This is a genomic window from Pseudomonas sp. 2995-1, assembly GCF_002742505.1.
In the GTDB taxonomy this organism is placed as follows: domain Bacteria; phylum Pseudomonadota; class Gammaproteobacteria; order Pseudomonadales; family Pseudomonadaceae; genus Aquipseudomonas; species Aquipseudomonas sivasensis.
Map to the genome: position 1 here is coordinate 412,921 of NZ_LJSA01000377.1, position 24,499 is coordinate 437,419.

Consider the following 24,499-nt stretch of genomic DNA (forward strand, 5'->3'; position numbering starts at 1 on the left):
CCTCAAGTCAGGAGGGCATTTGTCCCATGGCGCTGCGTTCAACTTGTCCAGGCCCTCAACTGTGGCGTGCATCCGGTGACGCACAGGGTCGACCTGGATCAGGTCGAGCAGATCGCCCGACAGGAACGTCCGCGCCTGATCATCCCAGGCGCTTGCCCCGGCGCGCGCGGATGGCCGCACAAGCCCGGCAACTGCTGCTGAACTGCGCGCTGGGCCATTAGATTTTCAGGGCGCTGGCCAGGCGCAACATGGCGGCTTCTATTTCATGCGCGGTCAGGGAGGAGTAGCCCAGCAGCCAGCCTTGTTGCTTCGGTTCGCCCGCGTACAAACCGCTGAGGCCGGACAGTTGCACGCCGGCAGTAGCCGCCTGGCGGATGGTTTTCTCCTCGGACCATCCGGCTTTCAGCAGGCAGGGGATCTGCAACCCGCCCGGCGGCAATTCGGCGGTGACCACGGTGCTCAGGTACTTGCCGATCGCGTCGTGCATGATCGAGCGTCGTCCGGCATACAGCTTGCGCATGGCCCGCACATGGGCGTTGTAATGACCGTCTTCCATAAAACGCGCCAGGGTCAGTTGCAGTGTTTGCGGTGTGTGGCCGTCCATCATGCTGCGGGCATAGGCAAAGGGCTTCACCAGCGCAGAGGGCAGCACCATGTACCCCATGCGCAGGCCGGGGTAGAGGGTCTTGCTGAAGGTGCCGATGTAGAGCGTGCGCTGATACTTGTCCAGGCCCTGCACGCAGGCCGTGGGTTGCCCGTCGTAATGGAACTCGCTGTCGTAGTCATCCTCGATGATCCACTTGCCTTTTTGCGCCGCCCAATTGATCAACTCAAGTCGCCGCTCCAAGGGCAAGGTCGCGCCGGTGGGGTACTGGTGAGAGGGCGTGACATACACACAGTTGGCGCCGCTGCGGTCGGCATAAAGCAGGTCGGTGCGGATGCCGTGTTCATCGACATCAATGGGCATCACCTTGGTTTCGGCAATTTGGAAAGCCTTGCGGGCGCCGTAATAGCCGGGGTTTTCCAGCAGGATCGGCTTGCCGGCGTCCACCAGCAATTGCGCGCACAGGTACAACGCCTGACGTGTGCTGCTCAACACCAGCACCTGGTCGGGTGAGCATTTGGCGCCGCGTTCGAGGTTCAGGTAGGTGGCAATCGCTTTGCGCAGGGGCTCGGCGCCTTGTGGGTCGCCATGCAGCAGCACGCTGGCGCGATAGTCCTTCATGACCTGGCGCTGCAAACGCTCCCACACATCCGTCGGGAAGCTGCGGGTTTCCGGCAGGCCGGTGGCGAATGCCTTGATGACTTGCTGATCGCGCACGCCGCCGGTGTCGAAGATCATCCGCCCGCGCTGGCTGAGTTCGGCGCCCGGTGCGGCGACGCTGCTCCTGGTTTCCTGAGCCTTGAGGCGTCGGCGGCCGGCACCGCGCAATTCGACGCCCACCGTGTCGCAAACGTAACTGCCGGCGCCTTCGCGGCGCACGATAAACCCGTCCCGATGCAGCTGCACATAGGCGTTCTCAACGGTGTCGCGGGCGCACCCCAATGACTTGGACAGCACCCGCGTGGCGGGCAGTTTCAAGCCGGGGCCGAGGGCGCCGTCGAGGATCAGCGCACGTAATGCACGTTGGATCCGCTGGTGCAGATCCAGCAGCTGAAACTCGGCGTCGTTGAGGCGCATCTTCAGGGTTTCAAGCTCGAAGGCCTTTGCCATGTGGTCTGCTCTCTTTCCATGAAATGGCAGGTAGTGGCAGGCCAGTTTATCCGTAGACTCTGGCCCTCGCCATCCCACGGTTTCAACGCCGTTTCAGTGCCGGCGTTCGAGGCGTTATGGGATTTCATGAGCGCGTTTGCGCGAGAGCATGCTTGACCGACCACGCCAAGTGGTCTGGTCGGTTGCGCTAAAGCGTAGGGGTTAAACCTGCCATTCAAACGCTATAAATGACCGCTTAACAGCGACCGGATGGATACATCGTCCAGCAAGGAGCCAAGACCTATGTCATCTACTCAATCCCCCTCGTCCGTGCATCTGCGGGACCTGCTGCACCCTGTGGTTGCCGGGTTGATTTCAGTGATCGTCAATTACGGCGGCACGTTCATCCTGGTGTTTCAGGCCGCCAAGGTTGCCGGGCTCAGCCCTGAGTTGACGGCGTCGTGGGTTTGGTCTGTGTCGATCGGGGTAGGGGTGACCGGGCTGTTTCTCAGTTGGGTGAGCCGCGAGCCGATCATCACCGCCTGGTCGACGCCTGCGGCGGCGTTTTTGATCGTCGCCCTGGGGACCACGCCCTACGCCGAGGCCATCGGCGCCTACATGATTTCGGCGGCAGCGTTCGTGCTGTTGGGCGTGTCCGGTTACTTTGAGAAAGCCGTGCGGCTGATCCCGCCAGGTGTGGCAGCGGGCTTGTTGGGCGGCATCCTGCTGCAGTTTGGCATCGGTGCGTTCGCCAGCATGAGCGTCGACCCGCTATTGGTCGGTGTGTTGATCGGCGCCTACATCCTGTTCAAGCGCTTGAGTGCGCGCTACGCGGTGGTCGGCATTCTGGTGCTGGGGCTTGGCTTTTTGCTGATGCAGGAGCGCGTGGACTTCACGGGATTGGCGCTGGAGTTCGCGACTCCGGTGTTCACACGCCCCGAGTTCTCGGTCAATGCGTTGTTGAGCGTCGCGCTGCCGCTGTTTCTGATCACCCTCACGGGGCAGTACATGCCGGGCATGCTGGTGCTGCGCAGTGACGGCTTCAACACCAGTGCCAACCCGATCCTCAGCGTGACCGGGCTGGGTTCTCTGCTGATGGCGCCGTTCGGTTCCCATGCCTTCAACATCGCCGCCATCACGGCCGCCATCTGCACGGGCAAGGAAGCCTCCGAAGACCCGTCCAAGCGCTGGGTCGCAGGCGTTGCCGCGGGCATCTTCTACATCCTGGTGGGGATCTTCGGCGTGACCCTGGCCGCGGTGTTCATGGCCTTCCCGGCGACCTTCATCACCACCCTGGCCGGGCTGGCGCTGTTGGGCACACTCGGCGCGAGCCTGGCCAATGCCATGGCGGACGTGAAATCCCGGGAAGCGTCGCTGATCACCTTTCTGGCCTGCGCGGCCAATATCACCGTGCTGGGCATCGGCGGCGCGTTCTGGGGCCTGGTCATCGGCCTGGCAGCCTACGCCGTGCTCAATGGACAGTTGCCGCGCCGTGAAAAGACGGCGGCCCCACAGGCCGAAACGGTTGCGACAACGTCTGCTGATCACCGTCAGACGGGGCACCACCGTGCGCCTGATGCCGCCGCTGACCTGCAATGACGCACAGATCGACGACATCGCCGTACGCATCACGCGCCTGCTGTCACCGACCGTTTGAATTCTTGACCAAGGACACTTTGCACATGTACGACTCGACGCTGACCCTGAACGCTTTCGACCCTGAGCTGTATGAATCCATTCAGAACGAAGCACATCGTCAGGAAGACCATATCGAGCTGATAGCCTCGGAAAACTATGCCAGCCCGCTGGTGATGAAAACCCAGAGCTCGGTGCTCACCAACAAGTACGCCGAAGGCTACCCCGGCAAGCGCTATTACAGCGGCTGCGAGTACGTCGACGTCGCCGAGCGGCTGGCCATCAAGCGGGTCAAGGCGCTGTTCAACTGCGACTACGCCAATGTGCAACCCCATGCGGGCGCCCAGGCCAACGCGGCGGTCTTCCTCGCACTGATCAACCCCGGCGATACGGTGATGGGCATGAACCTGGCCCAGGGCGGTCATTTGACCCACGGCAACCCCGCCAATTTCTCGGGGCGTCACTACACCATCGTGCCTTACGGACTGAACCCGGAAACCGGCTTTCTCGACTATGACGAGATGGAGCGAATCGCGCTGCAAGCGCGCCCCAAAATGTTGATCGGTGGTTTTTCCGCGTATTCGCGCTACAAGGACTGGGCACGCATGCGCAGCATTGCCGACAAGGTCGGGGCGATTTTCTGGGTCGATATGGCCCATGTCGCCGGGCTGGTCGCTGCGGGCGAATACCCGGACCCACTTCCCCATGCGCATGTGGTCACCAGCACCACGCACAAAACCCTGCGCGGGCCACGGGGCGGTTTGATTTTGTCCAAAGGTCAGGATGAAGCCTTCTACAAAAAGCTCGACTCCGCGGTGTTTCCCGGCGTGCAGGGCGGCCCGCTGATGCACCAGATCGCGGCCAAGGCCGTGGCATTCAAGGAGGCGCTTACGCCGGAGTTCAGCGTCTACCAGACCCGCGTGGTGATCAACGCCAGGGCCATGGCCGGAGTGTTGCAACAGCGCGGGTACAAAATCGTGTCGGGCGGCACCGACAACCACATGATGCTGATCGACCTGTCCGACAAACCCTACACCGGCAAGGACGCCGACGCGGCGCTGAGCCGTGCCTACATCACCGCCAACAAAAACTCGGTGCCCAATGACCCGCGCTCACCGTTTGTGACCTCCGGCCTTCGCATCGGCACCCCGGCGGTGACCACCCGCGGGTTTGACGTGGAGACTTGCAAGCAAGTGGCTGGCTGGTTGTGCGACGTGCTGGACGCACTGGAAAACGGCGACAGCGACAAGGTCGGGCAGCATGTGCGCGAACACGTGGTCGCGCTGTGCCGTCGTTTTCCGGTCTATCGCTGAGTCAGTAAGGGGGAGGGTGTCCGCGTGTTTTCAGCGGGCGCGATCACCCACGTGAACGCTAGATTTTTAGTGAATTCAGCGCCGCTCAATGTGGCGCCATGCATTAAAACTCGGTGATGACGGTGACGCCCGCCGTCTCAAACCGGTCCATATGGATCAATGCGTCGATCGACTGCTCCAGGCTGATGGTCTTGCCCACGAGTTTTTCAGGCGCCAGCTTGCCGGAGGTGATCATCTCGATCATGGCGTCATAGCGGTGCGCTTGCATGCCGTGGCTCCCGTAGATCTCAAGTTCGTGGGCGATGACCTTGCTCATGGGGATTGCCGGCGTGGCGTGATCAGCGAGCATCAGCCCCACCTGAACGTGCTTGCCGCGACGGCGCAGGTTGTTGATGGAGTTGAAGCAGGTGGTTGGGTGGCTCAATGCGTCCAGCGATACGTGGGCACCGCCCTGAGTGATTTCCAGCACGGCTTCGGCGACGTCCGCCACGCACTGGGCATTGATCGTGGCGACAGCGCCGAGCGCGCGTGCCAGGTCGAGTTTGTCCTGGGAAATATCGATGGCGATCACGTTCGCGCCAATGGCTTGGGCGATCATCACGGCAGACAGGCCAACGCCTCCGCAACCGTGAACCGCGACCCATTGACCGGCACTGACTTTTCCTTGGTCAACGACTGCGCGGAACGAGGTGGCGAACCGACAACCCAGACTTGCAGCGGTAGCGAAATCCATGCTCTCAGGCAACGCGACCAGGTTCAGATCGGCCTGATGGATACCGACGTATTCGGCAAAAGAACCCCAATGAGTAAAGCCTGGCTGGAACTGCGTGTGGCATACCTGCTGATTGCCGCTATTGCACTCGGCGCAGGCACCACATCCGCCCACGAACGGCACGGTCACACGGTCGCCGACCTTCCATTGCGTGACGTCGTTGCCCACCTCGGCCACGATGCCCGCCAGCTCATGACCCGGTACATGGGGCAGCTCAATGTCGGGGTCATGACCTTTCCAACCATGCCAGTCGCTGCGACATACCCCTGTGCCAAGCACCTGGATAACCACACCATGACGTTCCGGGGACGGGTCTGCCACGTTCATCAGGCGCGGCGGCTTGGAAAAGGCTTCGTAGACGACTGCTTTCATTCAAATGACCTATGTTTGGATGGGCGATGTGACGTTGAAGTGTCACGATCCAGGCATTTCCATTATGGATGAACCCCTTGAAATTACCCTTCAAGTTGCAATTGACGTCACCCGGAAATTGAAATTAACCTTCATTTTTAAGTCTTAATTTGAGGAGTTATTTCATGCTTGAGCAGCTTGATAAGGCGGACATTGCAATATCGGAACGTTTGCAGCGCGACGGCAAGCTGTCGAACGTCAAGCTGGCTGAGCAGCTGTCCCTAAGCGAAGCGTCCTGCTGGCGCAAGCAACGCCGGCTTGAAGAGTGCGGGGTTATCGAGGGATACCAAGCCATTCTCAATCGAAAGAAACTAGGGCTGGGCCTGAAGGCGTTTGTCCAGATCTCTTGCACCGATCACAGCGAAGAAGCCACGGCAACGTTTGAAAAGATTATTCAGGCGGCACCTCAGGTTTTGAGTTGCCATAACACAACAGGCGAGGCGGACTTTCTACTTGAGGTGGTTGCACGGGACTTGGACAGCTACAGCCGCTTTGTCGAAAAAGTACTCAGGAAGCTTCCTGGCGTTTCGAGTATTCGCTCGAACCTGTCCCTGCGAGAAATGAAGACTACCAATCGACTGCCCGTAGCCGAGCTCTTGAGTATCTGAGCGCTGCCCTGACAGGCGCTAAGACAATGCTGCAGATGGCCGACAAACTGACAGCCTACTCAACTAAACTGCACCAGAGCTGCTCCTGACAGCGCCTGGTGAGACGTCATGATTGCCCATACCCCCACGCTTTTTGCCTGCGTCGCCTTAGTGGCGACGATCATGGCGTTTTGTCTGATATTGGTCGGCCAGTTCAACCAGCGCGACGGCTTGCTGACCATTGGCTTTGGTTTGGCGGCACATGCCCTGGCTTACATTGGATACACCTTGTTCGGCCACGCCCCGTTGTGGTTGACCTATGGGGCTGCCAACACATTGCTGGCGGTGGCGCTGGCTTTTTATGGGGCCAGCATCTTTCGGATCGTTGAGTTGCGCGTCTCCTGGTGGCGGATATTTGCGCCTGCTGCCTTGATGCTTGCCTTGATGGCAAGCCTGATCGACACCTTGGAACCGCGCATGCTGGCCGCCACGCTGGTGTTGATGGTGCAATGCGCCTTGATCATCTATTGGACGCTCCGCTACATACCCGCTCACGGGCGTTCGCGCATGCTGTTGATCATCGGATCAAGTATCAGCCTGATCGGCCTTGGCATGCGGGTGGTCGCCATCATCGGCGGGGGAGCCGCCGAGATGCGCTATGACGTCAGCAACCTCAAGCAAACCATCTCCGTCAGTATCGGCACGTTCACCGCGATGATGATCTCCCTCGGACTGGTGCTGCTGGCCAAAGAACGCAGCGAGTCGTTATTCCAGCGCCTGGCGTTACGCGACGTGCTGACCGGTATTCTCAATCGCAGAGCCGTGCTGGAACAGTTTTCCAAAGAGTTGGAGCGCGCGCGCCGAGACGCTGCCTACTTGGCCGTGGCGATGGTCGACATCGACCATTTCAAGCAGATCAATGATGTGTATGGACACCTGGCCGGTGATGAGGTGATTTGCCATTGCGTCAATCATCTCACCCAGCGAATTCGTGAGTCCGACAGTATTGGTCGTTATGGGGGTGAGGAATTCCTGGTGTTACTTCCCCGCACCAGCCCCGAAGACGCGGTGAAGGTTCTGGACGAATTGCGCGCATCGGTCGCCGATTCACCGGCTCGGTTTGGCGAGGCAACCATCTCGGCGCGCATCAGTATCGGAGTCTGCTGCGTGGTGCCAAACCCGGATGACACCACGGCCAGCCTGCTTGCGCGGGCGGATGCCGCTCTGTATGAAGCCAAGGGCCTGGGGCGCAATACCTTGTGTTTGGCAGCGCCGCAGGTGCATCGCGGTGAAACTGCCGCCATGGATATCATTGAGTATTGAACGGCAGGCCAAGGCGGAAATGATCAGATGAACAGCGTGCCTGAGGGAGCCTGGAGACTGTCCGGATCGCCGGACATCACCTGCATTCGCACGTATGAGCGCTGCCTATATTTGGCTGTGGTGCTGGATCTGTTTTCTCGTTAAGTCGTTGGCTGGTCAATGACGTCGCAGATGACCAGCGATTTGGTCATTGATGGGTTACTGATGGCGGTTTGGAGACGTAAAGCGAAGCAGGAGGTAGCTTTGAGGCGCCGCCCTTAATGAAAACACGGCTGCGACTACTTTAGCGTCGTCGACTTCTGCGGCTTATGCAAGTTGAGCCAATATGCAAAGCTTGATGATCCATGGCTTATTTCTGATATTGCCGATATCACTCCAAGTTTAATGCAGCCCGCATTCTGTCGAGAAAAATAGCCTCGGCTTCAGTGTGTACTTGATGGGGGCTCCACATCATTACAATCAAGACCTCACAAACGCTCGTTTCTGGTAGGAGCTTTCGCAGAAGCCCTCGCTCCTCATACTCCCTACCTAGGTGCTCGGGGAGAGAACCTATCCCTATCCCCGCCAGTACAAGCCGCAACATCTCTGCCGTATTCGCTGATGAGGCAGATATCTGCTGGTGTATATAATGACTGCCATAGTGCTCAGACAACTTAGATAGGGTGCCTCCCAAGGACTCCCCTGAAAAACTGACCAGTTTTGTGGCTTTGATTTGATCAAGTGTCACCGACTCTTCGTTGAAAAGTGGGTGATAGTTACTGCAGTAGAAAAATGTCTCCTCGCGGGTAAGTATGGATTGTTTTATGTCAACCTCCCCGGGCTGACTGATTCCAATGCCAAACGGAACTACGTTGCGTTGTATTGCGCTGATTATTTCCTGAGTGGTTGCAACTTCAATGTTGAATGTGACCTCTGGAAAGTCCGAATGCATTTCTCGTAAAACTTTGTCGTACAGTGGGGAATTTACACCGCTGACCGTGAGTATGCGTATGGCGCCTTTAATGTTGCCTCGTTTTTCATTCAGGACTGCATCAACTTCCTGAATATTTTTTCTGGCCGCTAGAGCGATCTTTAAAAGCGAAATTCCTACTTCGGTAATTTCAAATCTGTGACTATCCCTCTTGATCAACGTAGCTCCAAGCTGTTCCTCCAGGCGTTTGATCGCCTGACTCACGGCGGGCTGAGACAAATTTAGCCGTGCTGCTCCCTTGCTTATGCTTTTCTCGATCGCCACGACACAAAATGTTTTCAGCAGATTCCAGTCCATTCGTTCGCTCACAGAACGCAATTCGCCGGAATTTATCGCGGTGGTCGGTCGGAAACCCATGAAATAGTACTCGTATTGGTTTGCCCAATACCCAATATAACAAAATGCGAATAGGCACTGAAAAGTTAATTTCATATGGTGTCAGCCAATAACAACACTGTGAGAGCGCCCAATAAATGAACACACTCGAAGGTATCAGCGCGCAGGAGTGGTCAACTCGTTGTGACCTTGCGGCTCTTTTCCGTCTACTGGCCTACTACCGCATGACAGACCTCGTCGACTCCCATGCCTCGGCATGCATTCCCGGAGAACCGGGAGTCTTTCTCATCAATCGCTACGGTGTGCCGTTTGAAAAGATGCAGGCGAGTGATCTTGTGAAAGTTGGATTCGATGGACTGTGTGTTGGTACCAATGGTACGTCCGAAGCGATGAACATCGCAGGTGCCTTGATCCACTCTTCGATTCATAATGCCCGGCCCGATATGGCCTGCGTAATACATACCCACACTGCGGCAGGAATTACAGTTTCGGCACTTGAAGAAGGGTTGCCGCCATTGTCTCAGCATGCAATGAAGTTTTACGAGCAACTTAAATACCACACCTACGGCTCTTTCATAGATACCAAATTGGAACAGCAAAATATGATTAATAGCCTTGGTGATTCCAACGCCATGCTCTTGCGAAATCACGGAATCATCGTCGGCGGGCGGACTATTGGCGAAGCTTTTCACAGTATTTATATGTTAGAGCGCGCCTGCCAGATACATGTGCAAATCCGCAGTATGAATAAAAATATTGTTACTCCGGATCCGCATATGTGTAAAAAAACTTATGATACGTTTGCAGGCGATTATGATCACGGGATCGTGGAACTGGCCTGGCAGGGTGGGTTGCACATAATTTCCTCTCAAAAAGATTACTACTGTCGTTGATTGCGTAGTGATAGGTTTAAAAATAGGCTTCTGCTATATCCGTTATTGCGCATAACAATAGAAATATAAGAGCCCTTTTCGTTCCTGCCCTCTCAATAATGGAAACGCCATGAACAAGCACGCCCTCGTGAAAAGCTTTTCTTTAGTTGCAGTCATTGGATTTGGAGTGCCGCTAGTCCACGCTGAAGAACAATCTCCTTTGAAGTTTGGCATGGAGATCACCTACCCACCGTTTGAATACTACGACGCCGAGAACAATATTGTGGGGGCGGACCCTGAGCTTGCCGCTTCGATAGGAAAGTCTTTGGACAGGAAAGTGGAGTTCATCGACACAAAGTTTCTGAGCCTGATCAACGGACTCAACGCGGGAAAATACGACGCGATTATCTCAGGTATGTACATCACAGCCGAGCGTCAGACCCAGGCGCTGGTCATTCCCTACGCCAAAACAGGATCAGCCATTTTAGTGGCACGGGACAGCGTATTTCAGCCTCAATCTCCGGAAGATCTATGTGGCAAAAAGATTGGATTGGAGCAAGGGAACTCGTGGCTTCCGAAGCTGCAAAAACTGTCTGAGGCATACTGCATACCCAATAATAAAGCCGCAGTGATGGTGAGCGAGTATCCATCTGCGCCAGAGGCGACCCAAGCGTTGCTTTCCGGCAACGTGCAGGCTCAAGTAGAGATCGCAGGTGCGGCTCACATCATTTCCGAGCGAACCAAAGGTCGAGTAGTCATCAGCTCTAAAGAACTCATTTACCCTGAAACTCTGGGGATCTTCGTCAAGAAAGGCAACATCGCCACGCACGCAGCTCTGATGAAAGCATTGTCGCTAAGCAGAGCAAGCGGCGAATACGAGATCATCCTCAAAAAGTACAGCCTTGAACCCATCTCAGAATAACAAGCATAGCCCACCGCTGTTTATAGCGGTGGGGTTATCAAGGGGCAACTATGTCATTTGATTGGAGTTACTTCGTCTCCCTCTTCGCGGTGGATTCGTTTTGGGTAGCCTGTCTTCAGGTCATCAAGCTCAGTACTGCGGCATGGCTGCTGGGCGGTCTTCTGGGGTTTCTTCTGGCATTGGCCAAGATGTCGAGTTCCCCATTACTTCGCGGCTCAGCTTCGGTGTACATATGGTTTTTCCGCAGCGTTCCCCTGTTGGTCTTGATCGTTTTTACCTACAACCTACCGCAACTGATTCCTTCTTCCGGTGGACTGCTTTCGAATCCGTTTTATTCGGGCCTCATTGCCCTGGTGATCACCGAAGCGGCGTACATGGCTGAGATTCATCGAGGGGGACTGATTTCTGTTGCCAAGGGGCAAAAGGAGGCCGGAAAGGCGCTGGCCATCGGTACGGTCGGCGCGCAATGGCTTATTGTCATCCCTCAGGCCATTCGTATATCGCTGCCGACGATGATCAACGAATACGTCACCATCGTAAAACTGACATCGCTGGCATCCGTCATCTCCCTCACAGAGATTCTCACGGTCGGTCAGCGCTTGTACTCCCAGAATTTTTTGGTGATGGAGACGTTGGCAGCTGTTGCGGTGTATTACGTGTTAATCGTTACGGTGTTCGGATACATGCTTGAGCGTTTCGAGCGCTCACTGGATCTTAGCCTGCGTAAGCCGCATACCCTGGGTAGTGAACAGGCCAACGCTTTAAGAAAATCCACGGAGAACTTTAAACAGGAAAGCCTGCGCCGTTCATACGAGGGCGATACAGTGCTGCATCTTCAGGATTTGCATAAGAGCTATGGGAGTCATGAGGTTCTGAAAGGAATCGACTTGTCGATTAGAAAGGGCGAGGTTCTTTCCATTATTGGCCCATCTGGTTCAGGCAAAACCTCTCTTATCAGAACCATTAACGGGCTGGAAAAAATTGATAAGGGAAGCATCAAGCTCTTTGGCGCCGACTTCATCGAAAAGGACACACTGGATGGCGGTAACCTGCGTGCCTTTCGGCGACGCGTAAAACACATAGGAATGGTTTTCCAAAGCTTCAACTTGTTCCCCCATCGAACGCTGGTCGATAACGTAACGCTCGCACCGTTGCATCACGGCGGCTCGAAGAATGAATGTCAGCTTAACGCCTATTCCCTCCTTGATCGCATTGGACTGCTTGAGCATGCCCACAAGTATCCGCATCAGCTTTCAGGAGGTCAGCAGCAACGAGTGGCAATTGCACGTGCGCTGGCGATGTCGCCAGACATCATGCTGTTCGATGAGCCCACTTCAGCACTGGATCCAGAGCTGGTTGGAGAAGTGCTGGAGGTGATCAAGGGATTGGCTGATGACGGCATGACATTGCTGATCGTCACCCACGAAATGGAGTTCGCGATGTCAATTTCTCATCGAGTCATTTTCATGGAAAATGGAAAAATCCAGCTTGATGCTTCTCCCCAAGAGATTCGAGAAGCGGACTCTGCTGAGAGAGTCAGAAGGTTCATGGGGATACCCGAACCGACCGTCTTAACCAAGAATGCAATTGCCTAATCGCTCACAGGTAAGTTCAGCAAGACAGAGTTTTTAGCGTTCAAGCATCACAGGGCTTCGAAGTCTGCGTGCGTCGTACCTTGGGCAAGATCGGCTCAGGCAGAGCATGAGCGATAAAGGGGAGTGTTGGGTGCAACGCTCCGATGAGGCACTACTTTGGTCGTTTGAATTCAGAGTGGGTCCCCAAACTGGCTACAGATCGGAGCATGAGGCCCGAGCGGATGTGTGGCGCTGCGTATCGCGCTACAAATCGCCAGGCCTCAAAGCTTCAACGACTCTCGGTCACCCGACGTCAGGGAAAAGCTTGCGGCGTGAATCCTTAGCCGGCTTACAAGATCACTTGACCCGTTCGAACTGACTTCTTTACATCGATACTCGATCCAAGTTTAAAAGGATGTGAACAAGTAGCTTGCGATCAAGCGTGTCTCGTCAATATCTCTGGCAGCGTCACTTCGATAGGTTGCATTCCGTAATCGCACAGAGAACCCCTTTAACGATCCCTGGAAGGCGTAGTTTACGTCCACATCACGTTCCCACTCTTTCTCGGCACCGACCGTCTTCAGGCCGTCTCCCCGGATATAGGCCGTGAAAAAGCTCAACCCTGGGATACCCATGGCTGCGAAGTCGTAGCCATAGCGCAGCTGCCAGCTACGTTCGCCTGCGCTTCCGAAGTCGTGGTATTGAACGTAGTTGGGCAGGTAGGGGTTATTGATGTAAGGAAAGCCCGTAGCACCGCCCATGACTTGGTAGGACGCCATGACGCTATGCCCATTGTCTAAGGCGTAGCCGAGCGCGGCAGCATATGCGCGGTTATCAACCTCTCCCGCTTTGGCTGCGCCAACATCACGACTTGAGAAGGCACGCAGGTCAGTGGTCAACATGCCTTTGCCGAGGCGCGTGTTGTGTATCAATCCAGCGAACTGCTGACGGTAAACGTCATCAAGTTCGCCATAAAAGTACGTTGCACTCAGTTCTGGCGTCAGCTTGTAGGTCCCGCCGCCATATCGATAGTTGTCGCCGATACCGGTTGCACGATAGCGACCATCTTTCACTGCGAGGGTTATGTCCTGAAGGTCGGTAGAGTCGGGTGTGATTGTCTTATCGAATTGCGCCAGGTTCAGGGTCAGGCGATCTACGTCGGTAGAGTTGATCTGCCAGCCCTGGAACGTCTGAGGAAGCAGCCGGCTGTTGTTGTACTGAAGCACTGGAACCTTTGGCAATGACATGCCGTAGCGCAGTGATGTTTGAGATACTTTGAGTTTGACGCCATAGCCTGCTTTTGAGTATTCATCAACGGCCTCACCGGAAGCTCGTTTGGGGAGCAGGCCGCTACCGGAACGGTCTGGGCTCGAATCCAGTTTGTAACCCGCAAACACCAGTGCGTCGGCGCCAAAGCCGATTATTCCCGGTGTGTATCCCGACTCATAGTTGAGCAAAAAACCTTGGGCCCATTCTTCTCTTTTGGATACGCCCGTTCCCTGACGAAAATCCCCGTTGTAGTAGAAGTTTCGTGCTTCCAGGCGAATCTTGCTGTCCGCGATAAAATCATCGGCCATTGAGGTGTCGATGGAGATAAGTGCAGGTGTGAGCAAAGCAACATATAAGGCGTGGTTCATTTTTATTATTTTCCTGACGCAGGGAGTCGCTGCTCGGTGCTGGACCGAACAGTGACTGTTTAGAAATGGTGTGATCGATAGAGCAGAAGGTTTACGGCTTGGTGCCAAGTTCCTGGGCGAGCTTGTCGCGATCCAGTTCTTTTTCCCACGCTGAGACAACCAGCGCGGCGACACCGTTACCCACCAGGTTAGTCATGGCGAGTCCGGTGCCCATGAAGCGGTGGATACCCAGAATCAACACCATGCCTGCCACCGGTACAAGCGGCACCACCATCAAGGTGCTGGTCAGCATGACAAAGGCGGCGCCTGACACACCGCTGGCACCCTTGGAAGTGAGCATGGCCACGATGACTAACGTCAGTTGTTGAGAAAGTGACAGGTCGATGTTCAGCGCTTGAGCGATGAAGAGCACCGACATCGTCAAATAGATGTTGGTACCGTCGAGGTTGAAGGAGTAGCCGGTGGGAATGACCAGCCCGACGACGGGCTTAGAGCACCCGAGTCGCTCCATCTTTTCCATGATCTGCGGCAGTACCACTTCCGATGAACTGGTGCCAAGCACGACCAGCAACTCCTCTTTGATGTAAGCGATAAAGCGCAGGATGCTGAACCCGCAAACTTTCGCCACGCCACCCAACACCACGATGACAAACAATGCACACAGGATATAAAAGCTGCCGACCAGTTTCATCAGCGGCAGGAGCGCACCGACACCGTAAGTACCGACGGTGAAAGCGATGGCGCCGAACGCGCCGATGGCGGAAAGCTTGGCGATGATGTGAACAATGCGAAAGAACACGCCGGACAGCCCTTCGATCATGTCGTAGACCGGTTTGCCTTTCTCACCCATGGCTGACAGCGCGCACCCGAAGAGCACGGAGACCAGCAATATGCAAAGCACGTTACCTTCGGCAAAGGCCTGCACAAACGTCGAGGGAATGATCCCCATCAGAAATTCGACCATGTGCATGTGCTGAGCTTTCTCGGCGAACCCGGTGACTGCCGACGCGTCCAGGGTATTCACATCGACATTGAAGCCTGCCCCTGGATTGAAAAGGTGCCCACCGATAAGGCCTATCAGCAGCGATACCGTCGAAATGACCTCGAAGTAGAGCAGTGCTTTCCCTCCGACCCGACCGACCTTTTTCAGGTCGCGCATACCGGCGATGCCGGTGACGACTGTGCAGAAAACTACAGGGCCGATGATCATCTTGATCAGCTTGATGAACGCATCGCCCAGCGGCTTGAGATCGGCCGCAAAGGTTGGCCAGAAATGGCCGACGGCGACTCCCGCGAGAATACCCAGCAGGACTTGAAAGTACATCGCGCGATAGAACGGCGGCTTGGTTTTCACCTTGGCGGGAAGGGTTACTTCTGCCTCAGCAGATGCGGGGCTGGGGTTCATGGCTTTCACTCACTGTAAGTCTTATTTTTGGAGGTGCAACAAAGCTGGGTGCACTTAACGGCCGTAGAGCTTCATCGGGTTATCGATCAGCAGTTTTTGACGCAGCAGAGGATCGGTACAGAAGTTGAACATCAGATCCACCAACCCGCCGTCGTTTGGCATGTCTTTACTGATGTTTGGATGCGGCCAATCAGTGCCCCACAGGACGCGTTCCGGCGCTAGCTCAATCAGCTTCTGCGCGAACGGAACGGCATCTTCGAATGGTCGCCGCCCGACCGATACACGCTCTGCGCCACATACCTTGACCCACGCAAGCGGATTTTCCATCAGTTGCTGCAATGCCAGGAAGGACTGCTGCTCAATACCATCCTGCGCTTTGACGCGACCCATGTGGTCGATGATGAAAGGTACGGGTATCCGCGCCAATCTTTCGGCATAAGTCAGGATGTCTTGTGCATCCAGGTGCAGGACGACATGCCACCCCAAATCCGCAAGGCGATCCACAGTGCTATCAAAGACGTCCAGGTCTGGCGCGCCACCCAGATGTGCAACGAAGTTGAACCGCACGCCACGAACACCGCCGGCGTCCATCTCGGCAAGCTGTTCATCGGTTTCGCTGCCGTCAACGATTGCTACGCCTCGATACCGTCCTTCACTCCGTGCAATAGCGTCGAGCATTGCGCGATTGTCACTGCCGTGACAGCTGGCCTGGACAATTACACCGCGCGTGAATCCCAAGTGGTTGTGCAATGCCTGCAATGTTTCAAATGGGGCGTCTGGTGGGGTATAGCTACGATCATCGGCATAAGGGAAATCAGCCGCAGGACCGAATACATGGCAGTGCGCATCCCACGCACCGACAGGAAGCGGCTGCTTTGGTTTTGTTGGGTTGGCGTCAGGGGCGAGGCAGCTTTTCATCTCGTGTCCTTTATTATCGTTAGCGGAAGCGATAGCCGATGGTGGCCGCCTCGACGCCTTACAACAACAAGACACAGGCTCTAGCAGTTATGCGGATTTTGCATGCGTCTATTCAGTCTATGCAGATCTCACGAACCAATGACATGGTCTGTTGTGCCAGGCGAGACAGCGGGCGCTGCTCAAACGTTGCGATAAATAAGTGCGTCTGGATTGATGGATCAACGATCTGTGCAGCTTTGAGTCCTTCGAGTTTTCCGTCGCCGTTGGCCAAGGCCGAGCGAAACAGTACGCCGTAGCCCATGTTGAGATTGATCAATTCCAATAGCGACGGGATGCTATCGACCTCCAGGCAAACGTTCAGATGCACCTCATGCCTCGACGCTTCATTCTCGATGAGGCGGCGTATGGAGTGAGGTTCGCTGGGAGTGATTAAAGGGTATTGGCCCAAGTCTTTCATCGCTACCTGGGAAGGGAGGTTCGAGTGCTGGCTACCTATGAGCATCAATGGTTCTGAGTGTATGTGCTCATACTGCAGTTGTGCACTGTGGCCAGGATTGAAGAGCAGTGCGAAATCGAGGCGACCCAGGAGCAGCCACTCGCGCATCGAATGAGTCAGGCCTTCTTTGATCCCCAATATGCAGTCAGGAAAGCGCTCTCGGAAGGCAGAGACCACTGCCACAGTGTGGCGTCGGGAAATACTGGGAGGAAGCCCGACGACGACCTTGCCAGACAACGTATCGCGTTGTTCGCGCAGGTCTTCACGCGCCACCTGCACCTGCCGCAAGATGCCTTTGCCGTGATCGAACAAGCGTTGCCCGGAAGCGGTCAGTAAGACGCCTCGACCATTTCGCAAGAGCAGATGCTCCTGCAGCTCGACTTCAAGCTGCCTGACCTGACGGCTAACGACCGACTGAGAAATGTTCAGTACGGCGGCGGCCTTGGTGAAGCTGCCGAACTCGGCCACCCGTACGAAACATTCGAGCTGTTTTAGATCCATGAGTGCGACTCTGGGAAAAAAGCTATGTTACCGCTTTTCCCGGACAGTGCTTTCATGAGCGATTGGGCTGCCATACACCGTGTCGATCAGGTTTATCCAGTCGAATGGCTCAAGGTGTGAGTAATCAATATCGGCATCAAGCATGGCATCGACGAGCCCGAGCTGAGCGCTGACGATGGCTTGGCTCATGTTCGGAACCACGTCGACGTCGCGAGCGGTTTTTGCGACCTCTTTCATTTCCTCTGCGCGACGCCGACCGTGCTCGGCCACGCGACTGATCAAGTAGTGGGGTAGGGCGCTGTCCCAACCCATCTGCGGAAAACTCTGGTGCAATGACGCCAGCACCTCACCCTCGGCATGGTACTGGCGAGCGGTACTCAGGCATTCGGTGGTGAGCGCTTCCAGGCCTTTGATCATGATGCTTCGACACATCTTTATCGCTGAAGCTGCGCCAATCACATCTGCCACTACCCGCACGTTCATGCCTAGCCCGCTTAATCGTTCAGCGACCAGGGTGGCGTGTTGGCCGCCTAACAAGATGGGTGTTTTCAAGCGTTGTGGCGGTACCGGCGCCATGACTGCAGCATCGATGTAATCGACGCCATGCAGCTCCATCCCTTTGGCTGCTGCCCGCTTCGTAGAGGGCGCCACCGAGTTGATGTCGATAAACAGTTGTCCGGGCTTCATCAGTGGCGCCGCGTTCAGTGCGACTTCGAGTGCGTTATCCGCTGTGACGGCTGAAATGATCCACTCGCCAAGCGCTATCGCTTGAGCCGCACCCTCGCACAGTTGAACGCCACACCGCTGGGCTTTTTCATGCAGCGCGGCTCGTTTGGCCGGGTCTTCAAGGAGTCGATCATAGGCGTAGATCTTCACGCCCTGTGCTGCAAGATCCTCGCCCAGAATGGCACCGGCTTCGCCGAAGCCGATCATAGATACGGTCGTGGTCATTACGATTTCACCGATTTTTGCCAGACGTCGCCAGGAATGAGCACGTTGCCTTCGAACAACAGCCGTGCCGTGCGCACCAACCCGCAACCGGCTAACTGACCGTCAATTATACGCAGCTCCACCGTGAACTCGCCGGTCGGGTGCTCGACAGACAATTGGACTCGATCACCTGTTTCTACTTGGGCCAAACTGCTCGCGACTGTCCCTTGAATCAGGCAGGCAGAGGCGACACTGACAGCGCCGAACACCCCTATTGATGTGTGACAGCGGTGAGGAATGAAGGTACGGCTGCCAATAGCGCCTCTGTTGCGGGGGGCTGCTATCAGGGACATTTTCGGTACTGTGCGCTCGCGCACATCTCCCAGATTCATCAACGGGCCCGCCTGCAGCCGGATCGATTCCAGCAACGCTTTGAGCGCCATGTTGGCGTCCAGTTGCTCGGGGTTTTCATCGCCCGTGCACCCCACATCAGTCGCCCTGATCAGCACAACAGGCATTCCATTGTCGATACACGTCACTTCAATGCCATCGAAGCGGTCAATGGCATTTCCGGTAGGCAAGAGCGCTCCGCAACTGGAGCCGGCAATGTCTTCGAACTCGACAATCAGAGAAGCACTGGTGCCAGGAACACCGTCGATGCGGGTATCACCTGCGTACTCGACGATGCGGCCTGGAGTGGGGACTTTAGCCACCGCGATCTGCCCGGTGTTCACCATGAAAATCCGCACGGTCGTCAACAACTCGTCTGCGCTGATCAGCTCACGCTCGATTGAAAAGGGGCCGACGCCGGCAAGGATGTTTCCGCAGTTCTGACCGTAATCAACTTGAGCCTGTTCGACTGAAACCTGAGCAAACAGATAATCGACATCAGCATCCGGGCGATCCGAGCGGCGGATGATGGCGACCTTGCTGGTCAGCGAATTTGCACCGCCGATGCCATCTATCTGGCGTGCATCGGGTGAGCCCATGACGGACAGCAATACTTGATCACGCAGCTTACCTTCCGGCGGTAGATCGTCAGCCAGGAAGTAAGCGCCCTTGGAGGTGCCTCCACGCATCATGAGGCATGGAATTCGGGTCTGGCGCATGAAGGTCATCCTTGTACGTCAGTGAGGCTGTCGTAATAAGTCAGGCCCCGATCGATGAGCTTCTGACGCATCGCGTAAATATCCAGGCCCAACTCGCCAGCCGCCAGGCGCACGCGTTTCTGCTCTTCGATTTGGGCGCGTTTTCGGCTGGTTTCAAACACGTCGGGCAATTCTTCGCGGCGCACAATGACCACGCCGTCATCGTCTGCCACTACGACGTCCCCGGGCTCGACCAATTGGCCGGCGCAGATGATGGGCACGTTGACCGAACCCAGGGTTTCCTTGACCGTGCCTTGGGCATGCACAGCCCGCGACCATACCTTGAAGCCCATTTCCCGAAGCGTTCGGGTATCGCGCACCCCGGCGTCAATAATCAGGGCACGTACCCCTCGGGCCATCAACGAGGTGGCGAGCAAGTCGCCGAAGTATCCATCGGTGCAGGGAGACGATGTCGCGACCACCAGGATATCGTCGGGTTGGCATTGTTCGACCGCCACGTGAAACATCCAGTTGTCACCCGGCGCAACCAACACGGTCACCGCCGTTCCGCTGATGCTCTGGTTCTGCTGGATGGGACGAATGGCCGATTCCAACAAACCTTTACGTCCTTGGGCTTCATGCACGGTAGCAACACCAAAGCGATCCAGTTCGTCGATCAGCGCCGAATCGCCACGGGGAATGTTGCGCACGACAACTCCAGTTTTTCCGATCAGTGTGCTCATGCCAGGTTCTCCGTCACCCTTGGGAAGATGCTTTGATAGCCCTCGGCGTAAACGATGTTACGGGTAGAGGCGATACCCACGTTGCGTTTGGCTTGCACACCGCGTTGCAGGGCGACACGGGTGTAGTACTCCCAGAGATGTTCCTGACCAGCCATGCACTGGATGGCGGCGTATTTCTTGTCCCAGACTTCGGTGATGTCCAACAGCACATCCGGGCGCCATTCGCATTGCTCCGGCTGGTGGGGTTCGAAGCTGTAAACGGGTGGGGCACCCACAATTTTTTCGCCAGGCTTGTAGCCTTCGGCCTGAGCGATGATGCGCGCTTCCTGCGTCAGGTTCATCGCCAGTGGGTGATCGTAGTTGTAGGGGTCTTTGATCGAGTGACTGAGGACGAACTCCGGTTGCACGCGACGAAACACATCGGCCAAACGAAACAGCGTCTCTTTATCGGCGCGCATCGGGTAGTCGCCGATGTCGAAGAATTCCACGCTCGCGCCAAGTATCTCCGCTGCGGCTTCAGCCTCGCTGCGACGCGCGGTTTTGACCTTGTCTTCAGACATCTCGCCTTTGCGCCAGAGCTTGGCCGACTCACCTCTTTCGCCATAGGACAAGCACACGATGTGTACGGCATAACCTTGTTGGGCGTGCAGAGCGATGGCGCCACCTGCGCGCCAAACGAAATCGGCAGAGTGGGCGCTGACGACTAATGCAGTTTTTGTTTTATTGATCATCGAAGTGCTCTTCTTGCGGCTGTTTGATAGCACCCACAGTCGCATTTGAGGGGGAGGTTGAATAATGCGTTCGGCGGCAATAGGTATGCGTTTTACTTATCGGGATGAGTTATGCATGCTGTGCACCCGCTTTCTCAAAAACTCGGCAGGTAGGCATGCACAGTCCTGAGTTGCCCAATTTGATGCAGGTTCGCGCGTTCCTTCGCGTTGTCGAATACGGCAGCGTATCCAAGGCATCTGCCGTGCTATTTCGTGCACAGCCTGTCGTGACACGCGCCATCCTGGCGCTGGAGAAGCGCCTCGGCGCCTTGCTGTTCGAACGCACCGTCAATGGTATGCGTCTGACCGATTACGGAGACCGTGTCATTCCTCGGGCTCGCCGGGCCTTGGAAGAATTGCTGGCCGTTCCGTCTTTGCTGGGGCAGGTATTGGGCCACTCGGCCGAGCCGCTTTACCTGTTCCAGACCCGCCGCCTGGAAATGTTCGCGAAACTCTGTGAAACCCACCATATGCAAACCACGGCGAGTGCGCTTGGCGTTTCGCAGCCCGCGATCAGTGCCGCCATCAAAGTGCTGGAGCAGGGCAGTGGTGCTGGCTTGTTTGAACGCACGCCTCACGGTTTGCTGCCGACCCGCGCGTGCCTTGGAATGTTGCTGCGAGTTCGGCGAGCACTGAATGAACTGCGTCACATCGATGCGGATATCGCTGCGTTGAGTGGTTCTCTTCAAGGTGCCGTGCACGTAGGGGCCTTGCCGCTCGGGCGCACGGGAATACTGCCAGAAGCCATCGTGCGCCTGACCCTGCAACACCCCCACGTACGAGTCGTCACAAACGAAAGCCCGTTTGACCTGCTAGCCAGTGAAATGCGCGCTGGCGATGTGGATTTTGTACTCGGCGCTCTGCGCCCGTCGGCCTACGCCAGCGATCTGCATAGCGAAGCCTTGCTGCGGGAGGAAATGGTGATCCTGGTACGCCGCGACCACCCTTGGCTGGAGCGGACGCCTTCCTATGAGGACTTGAGTGCCGCCCGCTGGATCTTGCCTCGCGCCGGCTCTCCGGCACGGCAACTGCTAGACGCGTTTTTTGCCCACATCGGCATCGCCGCACCCAGCCCAGTGATTGAAACGGGCGATCTGGCGATTTTGCGCGGTGTGTTGCTGCGCTCAGACATGCTCGCTGCCGTTTCGGCGCATCAACTGGAACACGAAATGGTCAGCGGTGAGCTGGTGCGACTGCCGCTTTCCCTTAGCCACACCACGCGACCTATTGGCCTGATCTCCAGAGCGGGGGCGCTTCAATCGCCTGCGGCGCAGGCGTTGATGGATAAGATTCGGGAGGTGGTAGGGGAGGCGGCGATGAAAATGGCAGAGGTATCCTGACGCAGGTTCAACGTAGTTATTCGTCAGCAAGGTGTCTTGACCCCTACGCTGGCGTGAAACAGTAGGCGGCCAGCTTGTTGCCGTCGAGATCACGCGCGTAAGCAGCATACGCGTTGGGTGCCCAGTCTCGTGGCCCCGGCGTACCTTCGTCAGTTCCCCCACTGGCCAGCGCTGCGGCGTGGAAGGAGTCGATGGCTGCGCGGTCGGGTGCTGCGAAGCTAATAGTGACACCGTTACCCACGGTTGCAGGAGCACCGTTGGCTGGTTTCAGAACGTAGAACGATGGGGTGCTCTCCCCCCAGGCCGAGCCATCATCTTCTAAATCGATGATGCGTTTTTGTCCCAGCGCACCCAATACATGGTCGTAAAAATCGCGGGCTTTTTGCATATTATTGGTGCCGACGGTGATGTGCGTGAAGATAGGCATTTAAGTATCCTTTTTGGTGAAAAACGGCAGGTGGATATTGCTGTTTGTCCCGTTGCGAGATGAGCCCTGGCCTCCGTCGACAAGCCTGTTGGGTCCGAGATTTCTTCGCACAATCCGAGCCTTTGCAAAAAAATGTGGTGAAGGAAGTTGTCTTGGCATCGGCACGAATGTAAACGGGGCTATCGACGCCAGCGCTGTGAAAGAGCAAGAGGCCAGCAATCCAGTCGAGATGCATGGAAGCTGAAAGCGTCGTGACCGCAAATTACGCGTCCATGCAGTTTTGGTCCCTTCGTAGTCTCAACAGCGTTACTTGTCACTAATGGTGATACCAGTGCGCACGCGCCGATCAATTGAAAGTTCAAAGATGTCAGGTCTTGAATAGTTGCCTGCCAAATCTAAGTCGTGAAGTTGCGCGTTCAGGCCCAAACTCAGCGAAACAAACGACACAAACGACACCCATTGAAACGCCTTGGTGGTCTCCATGGTGGTGGAGAACACCATTGGCACAAACGTCAGCGGATTTACCACTCCACCGAACATCACCAGTGCCGCGACCCAGTCGGGAAGCTGCGGATTGGAAAACGCAGTGACCGCCACCGCCGTCCCCATGATGATTCAGTCCAGATGCGCCTGCCGCACGCGTATCGGATTGGCCATGCCCAGGGCGCGAAGCTGGGCCGGGTAGTCGACAGAAGCCAGAACGGCGAAACCGCAGAGCGCCCCCGGCGCGATGGATAACAGAGCGGTAGCCAGAAGCGCATGAACCATCAATTAGCCTTACTGATTCCGGGTCGACCTATGCACGGCCGCCCGGAACATATGGTTGAGGCGAGAGTTCAGGCGTCGCGCAGCGTTAACCCGGTGCGTACGCGTCGATCAATCGAGAGCTCGAAAACATCCGGACGCAAGTAATGCCCGGCCACATCGAGGTCATGGTGCTGGGCATCGATCTGCGCTAGGTCGATGGTTGCCAGTATAATTCCAGGCTCTCCGAAGAGCGGTGCCGTCACCCAGGAACCATCAGGGGCGATCACACCAGATCCGCCATTGAACAGTACGTCTTCCTCCAGTGCCTTGCCGCCAACCCCACGCCGGTAAGCCGCCAACAACTCGGCCGGCACATCCCCAGCGGCCAGGTACTGGCCGGCGCAGAGCACAAAGCAGCGCCCTTCGAACGCGTAGGAACGGGCAGCGACATGGTGCATTTCCGGCATGTCCGGCCAGGCCGCCACATGAATCTGTTCGTCCTGTGCATGCAGAGCCTGGCGCGCCAGCGGGTGCCAGTGTTCCCAGCACACCAATCCGCCTACGCGACCAACCACGGTGTCGACCACCCTTAGCCCTGCGGCATCACCATTGGCCCATACCGTCCGTTCGGTGTGGGTGGGCGTCAGTTTGCGGTGCACATTCAAAATGGCGCCATCGGGGCCAATAGTGACCAGTGAGTTGTACAGCGAGCCGCCATGGTGTCGGGAGCGCTCGTTCATCCCCATAACCACGGTGACTGCGTTAACGCGCGCAGCCTCGCGAAGCTCCGCCAGGTCATCGTGCATGTCTTCAGGCTGGCCAATGACCGGGCTGTCTGCTAGTAGCTTGGCGTACCAGGACTTTGCTTGCGCATCGTCCCAGCCCGCCATTCCAAATACCCATGCTGGGTAGCAGCTCAGCCAGGTTTCCGGAAATATCACAAGTTGAGCCTCCTGGAGTGCTGCCTTTTTGATATGTTCGGCTGCCCGACGCATCGACTCGGCTCGATCAAGGAGAGCCGCAGGCATTTGCACAATGGCGACTGTTTTTTCGCGTTTGCTGGTCATTTAAAAACCTTTTTCTTTTGGT

The 24,499-nt window shown here is 56.4% G+C and carries 24 protein-coding genes and 1 pseudogene; 10 read left to right on the top strand and 15 right to left on the bottom strand.

Annotated elements, in window-relative coordinates; all coding sequences use genetic code 11:
• Positions 1-75 precede the first annotated feature (75 nt).
• The gene (locus AOA61_RS32305; RefSeq protein WP_256583458.1) at positions 76-201 is read left to right on the top strand and encodes a hypothetical protein; all 126 of its coding nucleotides are present in this window, start codon (positions 76-78) and stop codon (positions 199-201) included.
• A gap of 16 nt (positions 202-217) precedes the next feature.
• Here AOA61_RS32305 and AOA61_RS19150 read toward each other — a convergent pair whose 3' ends face one another.
• Positions 218-1,714, bottom strand: a complete 1,497-nt coding sequence (locus AOA61_RS19150) for a PLP-dependent aminotransferase family protein (protein WP_099602426.1) — start codon at positions 1,712-1,714, stop codon at positions 218-220.
• 282 nt (positions 1,715-1,996) lie between these two features.
• Between AOA61_RS19150 and AOA61_RS19155 the strand changes: the two genes are divergently transcribed.
• Both AOA61_RS19155 and glyA read left to right on the top strand, forming a co-directional pair.
• Positions 1,997-3,292: a benzoate/H(+) symporter BenE family transporter gene (locus AOA61_RS19155; RefSeq protein WP_241150154.1), complete on the top strand. Its 1,296-nt coding sequence runs from the start codon at positions 1,997-1,999 to the stop codon at positions 3,290-3,292.
• 83 nt (positions 3,293-3,375) lie between these two features.
• Entirely contained in the window at positions 3,376-4,641 is a 1,266-nt protein-coding gene (gene glyA, locus AOA61_RS19165; RefSeq protein ID WP_099602427.1) for a serine hydroxymethyltransferase, read from the top strand.
• Positions 4,642-4,744: 103 nt separating this feature from the next.
• On the opposite strand, the gene AOA61_RS19170 is transcribed toward glyA, so the two are convergent.
• Positions 4,745-5,785 carry a zinc-dependent alcohol dehydrogenase family protein gene (locus tag AOA61_RS19170; protein ID WP_099602428.1) on the bottom strand — a complete coding sequence of 347 codons (1,041 nt, stop codon included), beginning with the start codon at positions 5,783-5,785 and terminating at the stop codon, positions 4,745-4,747.
• 164 nt (positions 5,786-5,949) lie between these two features.
• On the opposite strand from AOA61_RS19170, the gene AOA61_RS19175 reads away from it, so the two are divergent.
• The 3 genes and pseudogenes from AOA61_RS19175 to AOA61_RS31860 all read left to right on the top strand — a co-directional run.
• On the top strand, positions 5,950-6,432 hold the full coding sequence (locus tag AOA61_RS19175) for an Lrp/AsnC family transcriptional regulator (RefSeq protein ID WP_032891412.1): 483 nt from the start codon (positions 5,950-5,952) through the stop codon (positions 6,430-6,432).
• Between the two features lie 108 nt (positions 6,433-6,540).
• Complete coding sequence (locus AOA61_RS19180) at positions 6,541-7,734, top strand: GGDEF domain-containing protein (protein ID WP_099602429.1); 1,194 nt, start codon at positions 6,541-6,543, stop codon at positions 7,732-7,734.
• A gap of 72 nt (positions 7,735-7,806) precedes the next feature.
• A pseudogene (locus AOA61_RS31860) lies at positions 7,807-7,980 on the top strand (DDE-type integrase/transposase/recombinase); the annotation flags it as partial.
• Between the two features lie 124 nt (positions 7,981-8,104).
• Here the strand turns inward: AOA61_RS31860 and AOA61_RS19185 are convergent.
• A complete protein-coding gene (locus AOA61_RS19185; protein ID WP_099602430.1) occupies positions 8,105-9,001 on the bottom strand; it encodes a LysR family transcriptional regulator in 897 nt (298 codons plus the stop codon).
• Between the two features lie 176 nt (positions 9,002-9,177).
• Here AOA61_RS19185 and AOA61_RS19190 point away from each other — a divergent pair, with 176 nt between their 5' ends.
• From AOA61_RS19190 to AOA61_RS19200, 3 genes are all read left to right on the top strand, one after another.
• Complete coding sequence (locus AOA61_RS19190) at positions 9,178-9,933, top strand: class II aldolase/adducin family protein (RefSeq protein WP_032891414.1); 756 nt, start codon at positions 9,178-9,180, stop codon at positions 9,931-9,933.
• A 109-nt stretch (positions 9,934-10,042) separates the two neighbouring features.
• Positions 10,043-10,834 carry an ABC transporter substrate-binding protein gene (locus AOA61_RS19195; RefSeq protein ID WP_099602431.1) on the top strand — a complete coding sequence of 264 codons (792 nt, stop codon included), beginning with the start codon at positions 10,043-10,045 and terminating at the stop codon, positions 10,832-10,834.
• A 50-nt stretch (positions 10,835-10,884) separates the two neighbouring features.
• The gene (locus tag AOA61_RS19200) at positions 10,885-12,429 is read left to right on the top strand and encodes an amino acid ABC transporter permease/ATP-binding protein (RefSeq protein ID WP_032891416.1); all 1,545 of its coding nucleotides are present in this window, start codon (positions 10,885-10,887) and stop codon (positions 12,427-12,429) included.
• Between the two features lie 386 nt (positions 12,430-12,815).
• On the opposite strand, the gene AOA61_RS19205 is transcribed toward AOA61_RS19200, so the two are convergent.
• The 8 genes from AOA61_RS19205 to galB all read right to left on the bottom strand — a co-directional run bounded on the left by AOA61_RS19205 (position 12,816) and on the right by galB (position 20,857).
• The gene (locus AOA61_RS19205) at positions 12,816-14,045 is read right to left on the bottom strand and encodes an OprD family porin (protein ID WP_099602432.1); all 1,230 of its coding nucleotides are present in this window, start codon (positions 14,043-14,045) and stop codon (positions 12,816-12,818) included.
• A gap of 91 nt (positions 14,046-14,136) precedes the next feature.
• Complete coding sequence (locus AOA61_RS19210; RefSeq protein ID WP_099602433.1) at positions 14,137-15,450, bottom strand: dicarboxylate/amino acid:cation symporter; 1,314 nt, start codon at positions 15,448-15,450, stop codon at positions 14,137-14,139.
• Positions 15,451-15,504: 54 nt separating this feature from the next.
• Positions 15,505-16,368, bottom strand: coding sequence for an amidohydrolase (locus AOA61_RS19215; protein WP_099602434.1), 864 nt, complete (start codon positions 16,366-16,368; stop codon positions 15,505-15,507).
• A 112-nt stretch (positions 16,369-16,480) separates the two neighbouring features.
• Entirely contained in the window at positions 16,481-17,365 is an 885-nt protein-coding gene (locus AOA61_RS19220) for a LysR family transcriptional regulator (protein ID WP_032891421.1), read from the bottom strand.
• 27 nt (positions 17,366-17,392) lie between these two features.
• On the bottom strand, positions 17,393-18,316 hold the full coding sequence (locus AOA61_RS19225; RefSeq protein WP_099602435.1) for an NAD(P)-dependent oxidoreductase: 924 nt from the start codon (positions 18,314-18,316) through the stop codon (positions 17,393-17,395).
• Positions 18,316-19,404 (bottom strand): 4-oxalomesaconate tautomerase, encoded by a 1,089-nt coding sequence (locus AOA61_RS19230; protein WP_099602436.1) that lies wholly within the window; start codon positions 19,402-19,404, stop codon positions 18,316-18,318. Before AOA61_RS19230 ends, AOA61_RS19225 begins: the two co-directional genes overlap by 1 nt.
• A 5-nt stretch (positions 19,405-19,409) precedes the next feature.
• Entirely contained in the window at positions 19,410-20,126 is a 717-nt protein-coding gene (locus tag AOA61_RS19235; protein ID WP_032891427.1) for a 4-carboxy-4-hydroxy-2-oxoadipate aldolase/oxaloacetate decarboxylase, read from the bottom strand.
• A complete protein-coding gene (galB, locus tag AOA61_RS19240) occupies positions 20,123-20,857 on the bottom strand; it encodes a 4-oxalmesaconate hydratase (RefSeq protein ID WP_032891429.1) in 735 nt (244 codons plus the stop codon). Before galB ends, AOA61_RS19235 begins: the two co-directional genes overlap by 4 nt.
• A gap of 155 nt (positions 20,858-21,012) precedes the next feature.
• On the opposite strand from galB, the gene AOA61_RS19245 reads away from it, so the two are divergent.
• A complete protein-coding gene (locus tag AOA61_RS19245; protein ID WP_099602437.1) occupies positions 21,013-22,236 on the top strand; it encodes a LysR family transcriptional regulator in 1,224 nt (407 codons plus the stop codon).
• A 43-nt stretch (positions 22,237-22,279) separates the two neighbouring features.
• Here the strand turns inward: AOA61_RS19245 and AOA61_RS19250 are convergent, their stop codons facing one another.
• The 4 genes from AOA61_RS19250 to AOA61_RS19260 form a co-directional block, all read right to left on the bottom strand.
• Positions 22,280-22,663 carry a VOC family protein gene (locus AOA61_RS19250; protein ID WP_099602438.1) on the bottom strand — a complete coding sequence of 128 codons (384 nt, stop codon included), beginning with the start codon at positions 22,661-22,663 and terminating at the stop codon, positions 22,280-22,282.
• 306 nt (positions 22,664-22,969) lie between these two features.
• Entirely contained in the window at positions 22,970-23,272 is a 303-nt protein-coding gene (locus tag AOA61_RS32310; RefSeq protein WP_241150155.1) for a hypothetical protein, read from the bottom strand.
• A 6-nt stretch (positions 23,273-23,278) separates the two neighbouring features.
• Entirely contained in the window at positions 23,279-23,431 is a 153-nt protein-coding gene (locus tag AOA61_RS31555; protein WP_177326467.1) for a hypothetical protein, read from the bottom strand.
• 68 nt (positions 23,432-23,499) lie between these two features.
• Positions 23,500-24,477, bottom strand: a complete 978-nt coding sequence (locus tag AOA61_RS19260; RefSeq protein WP_032891439.1) for a carbon-nitrogen hydrolase family protein — start codon at positions 24,475-24,477, stop codon at positions 23,500-23,502.
• Positions 24,478-24,499 lie beyond the last annotated feature (22 nt).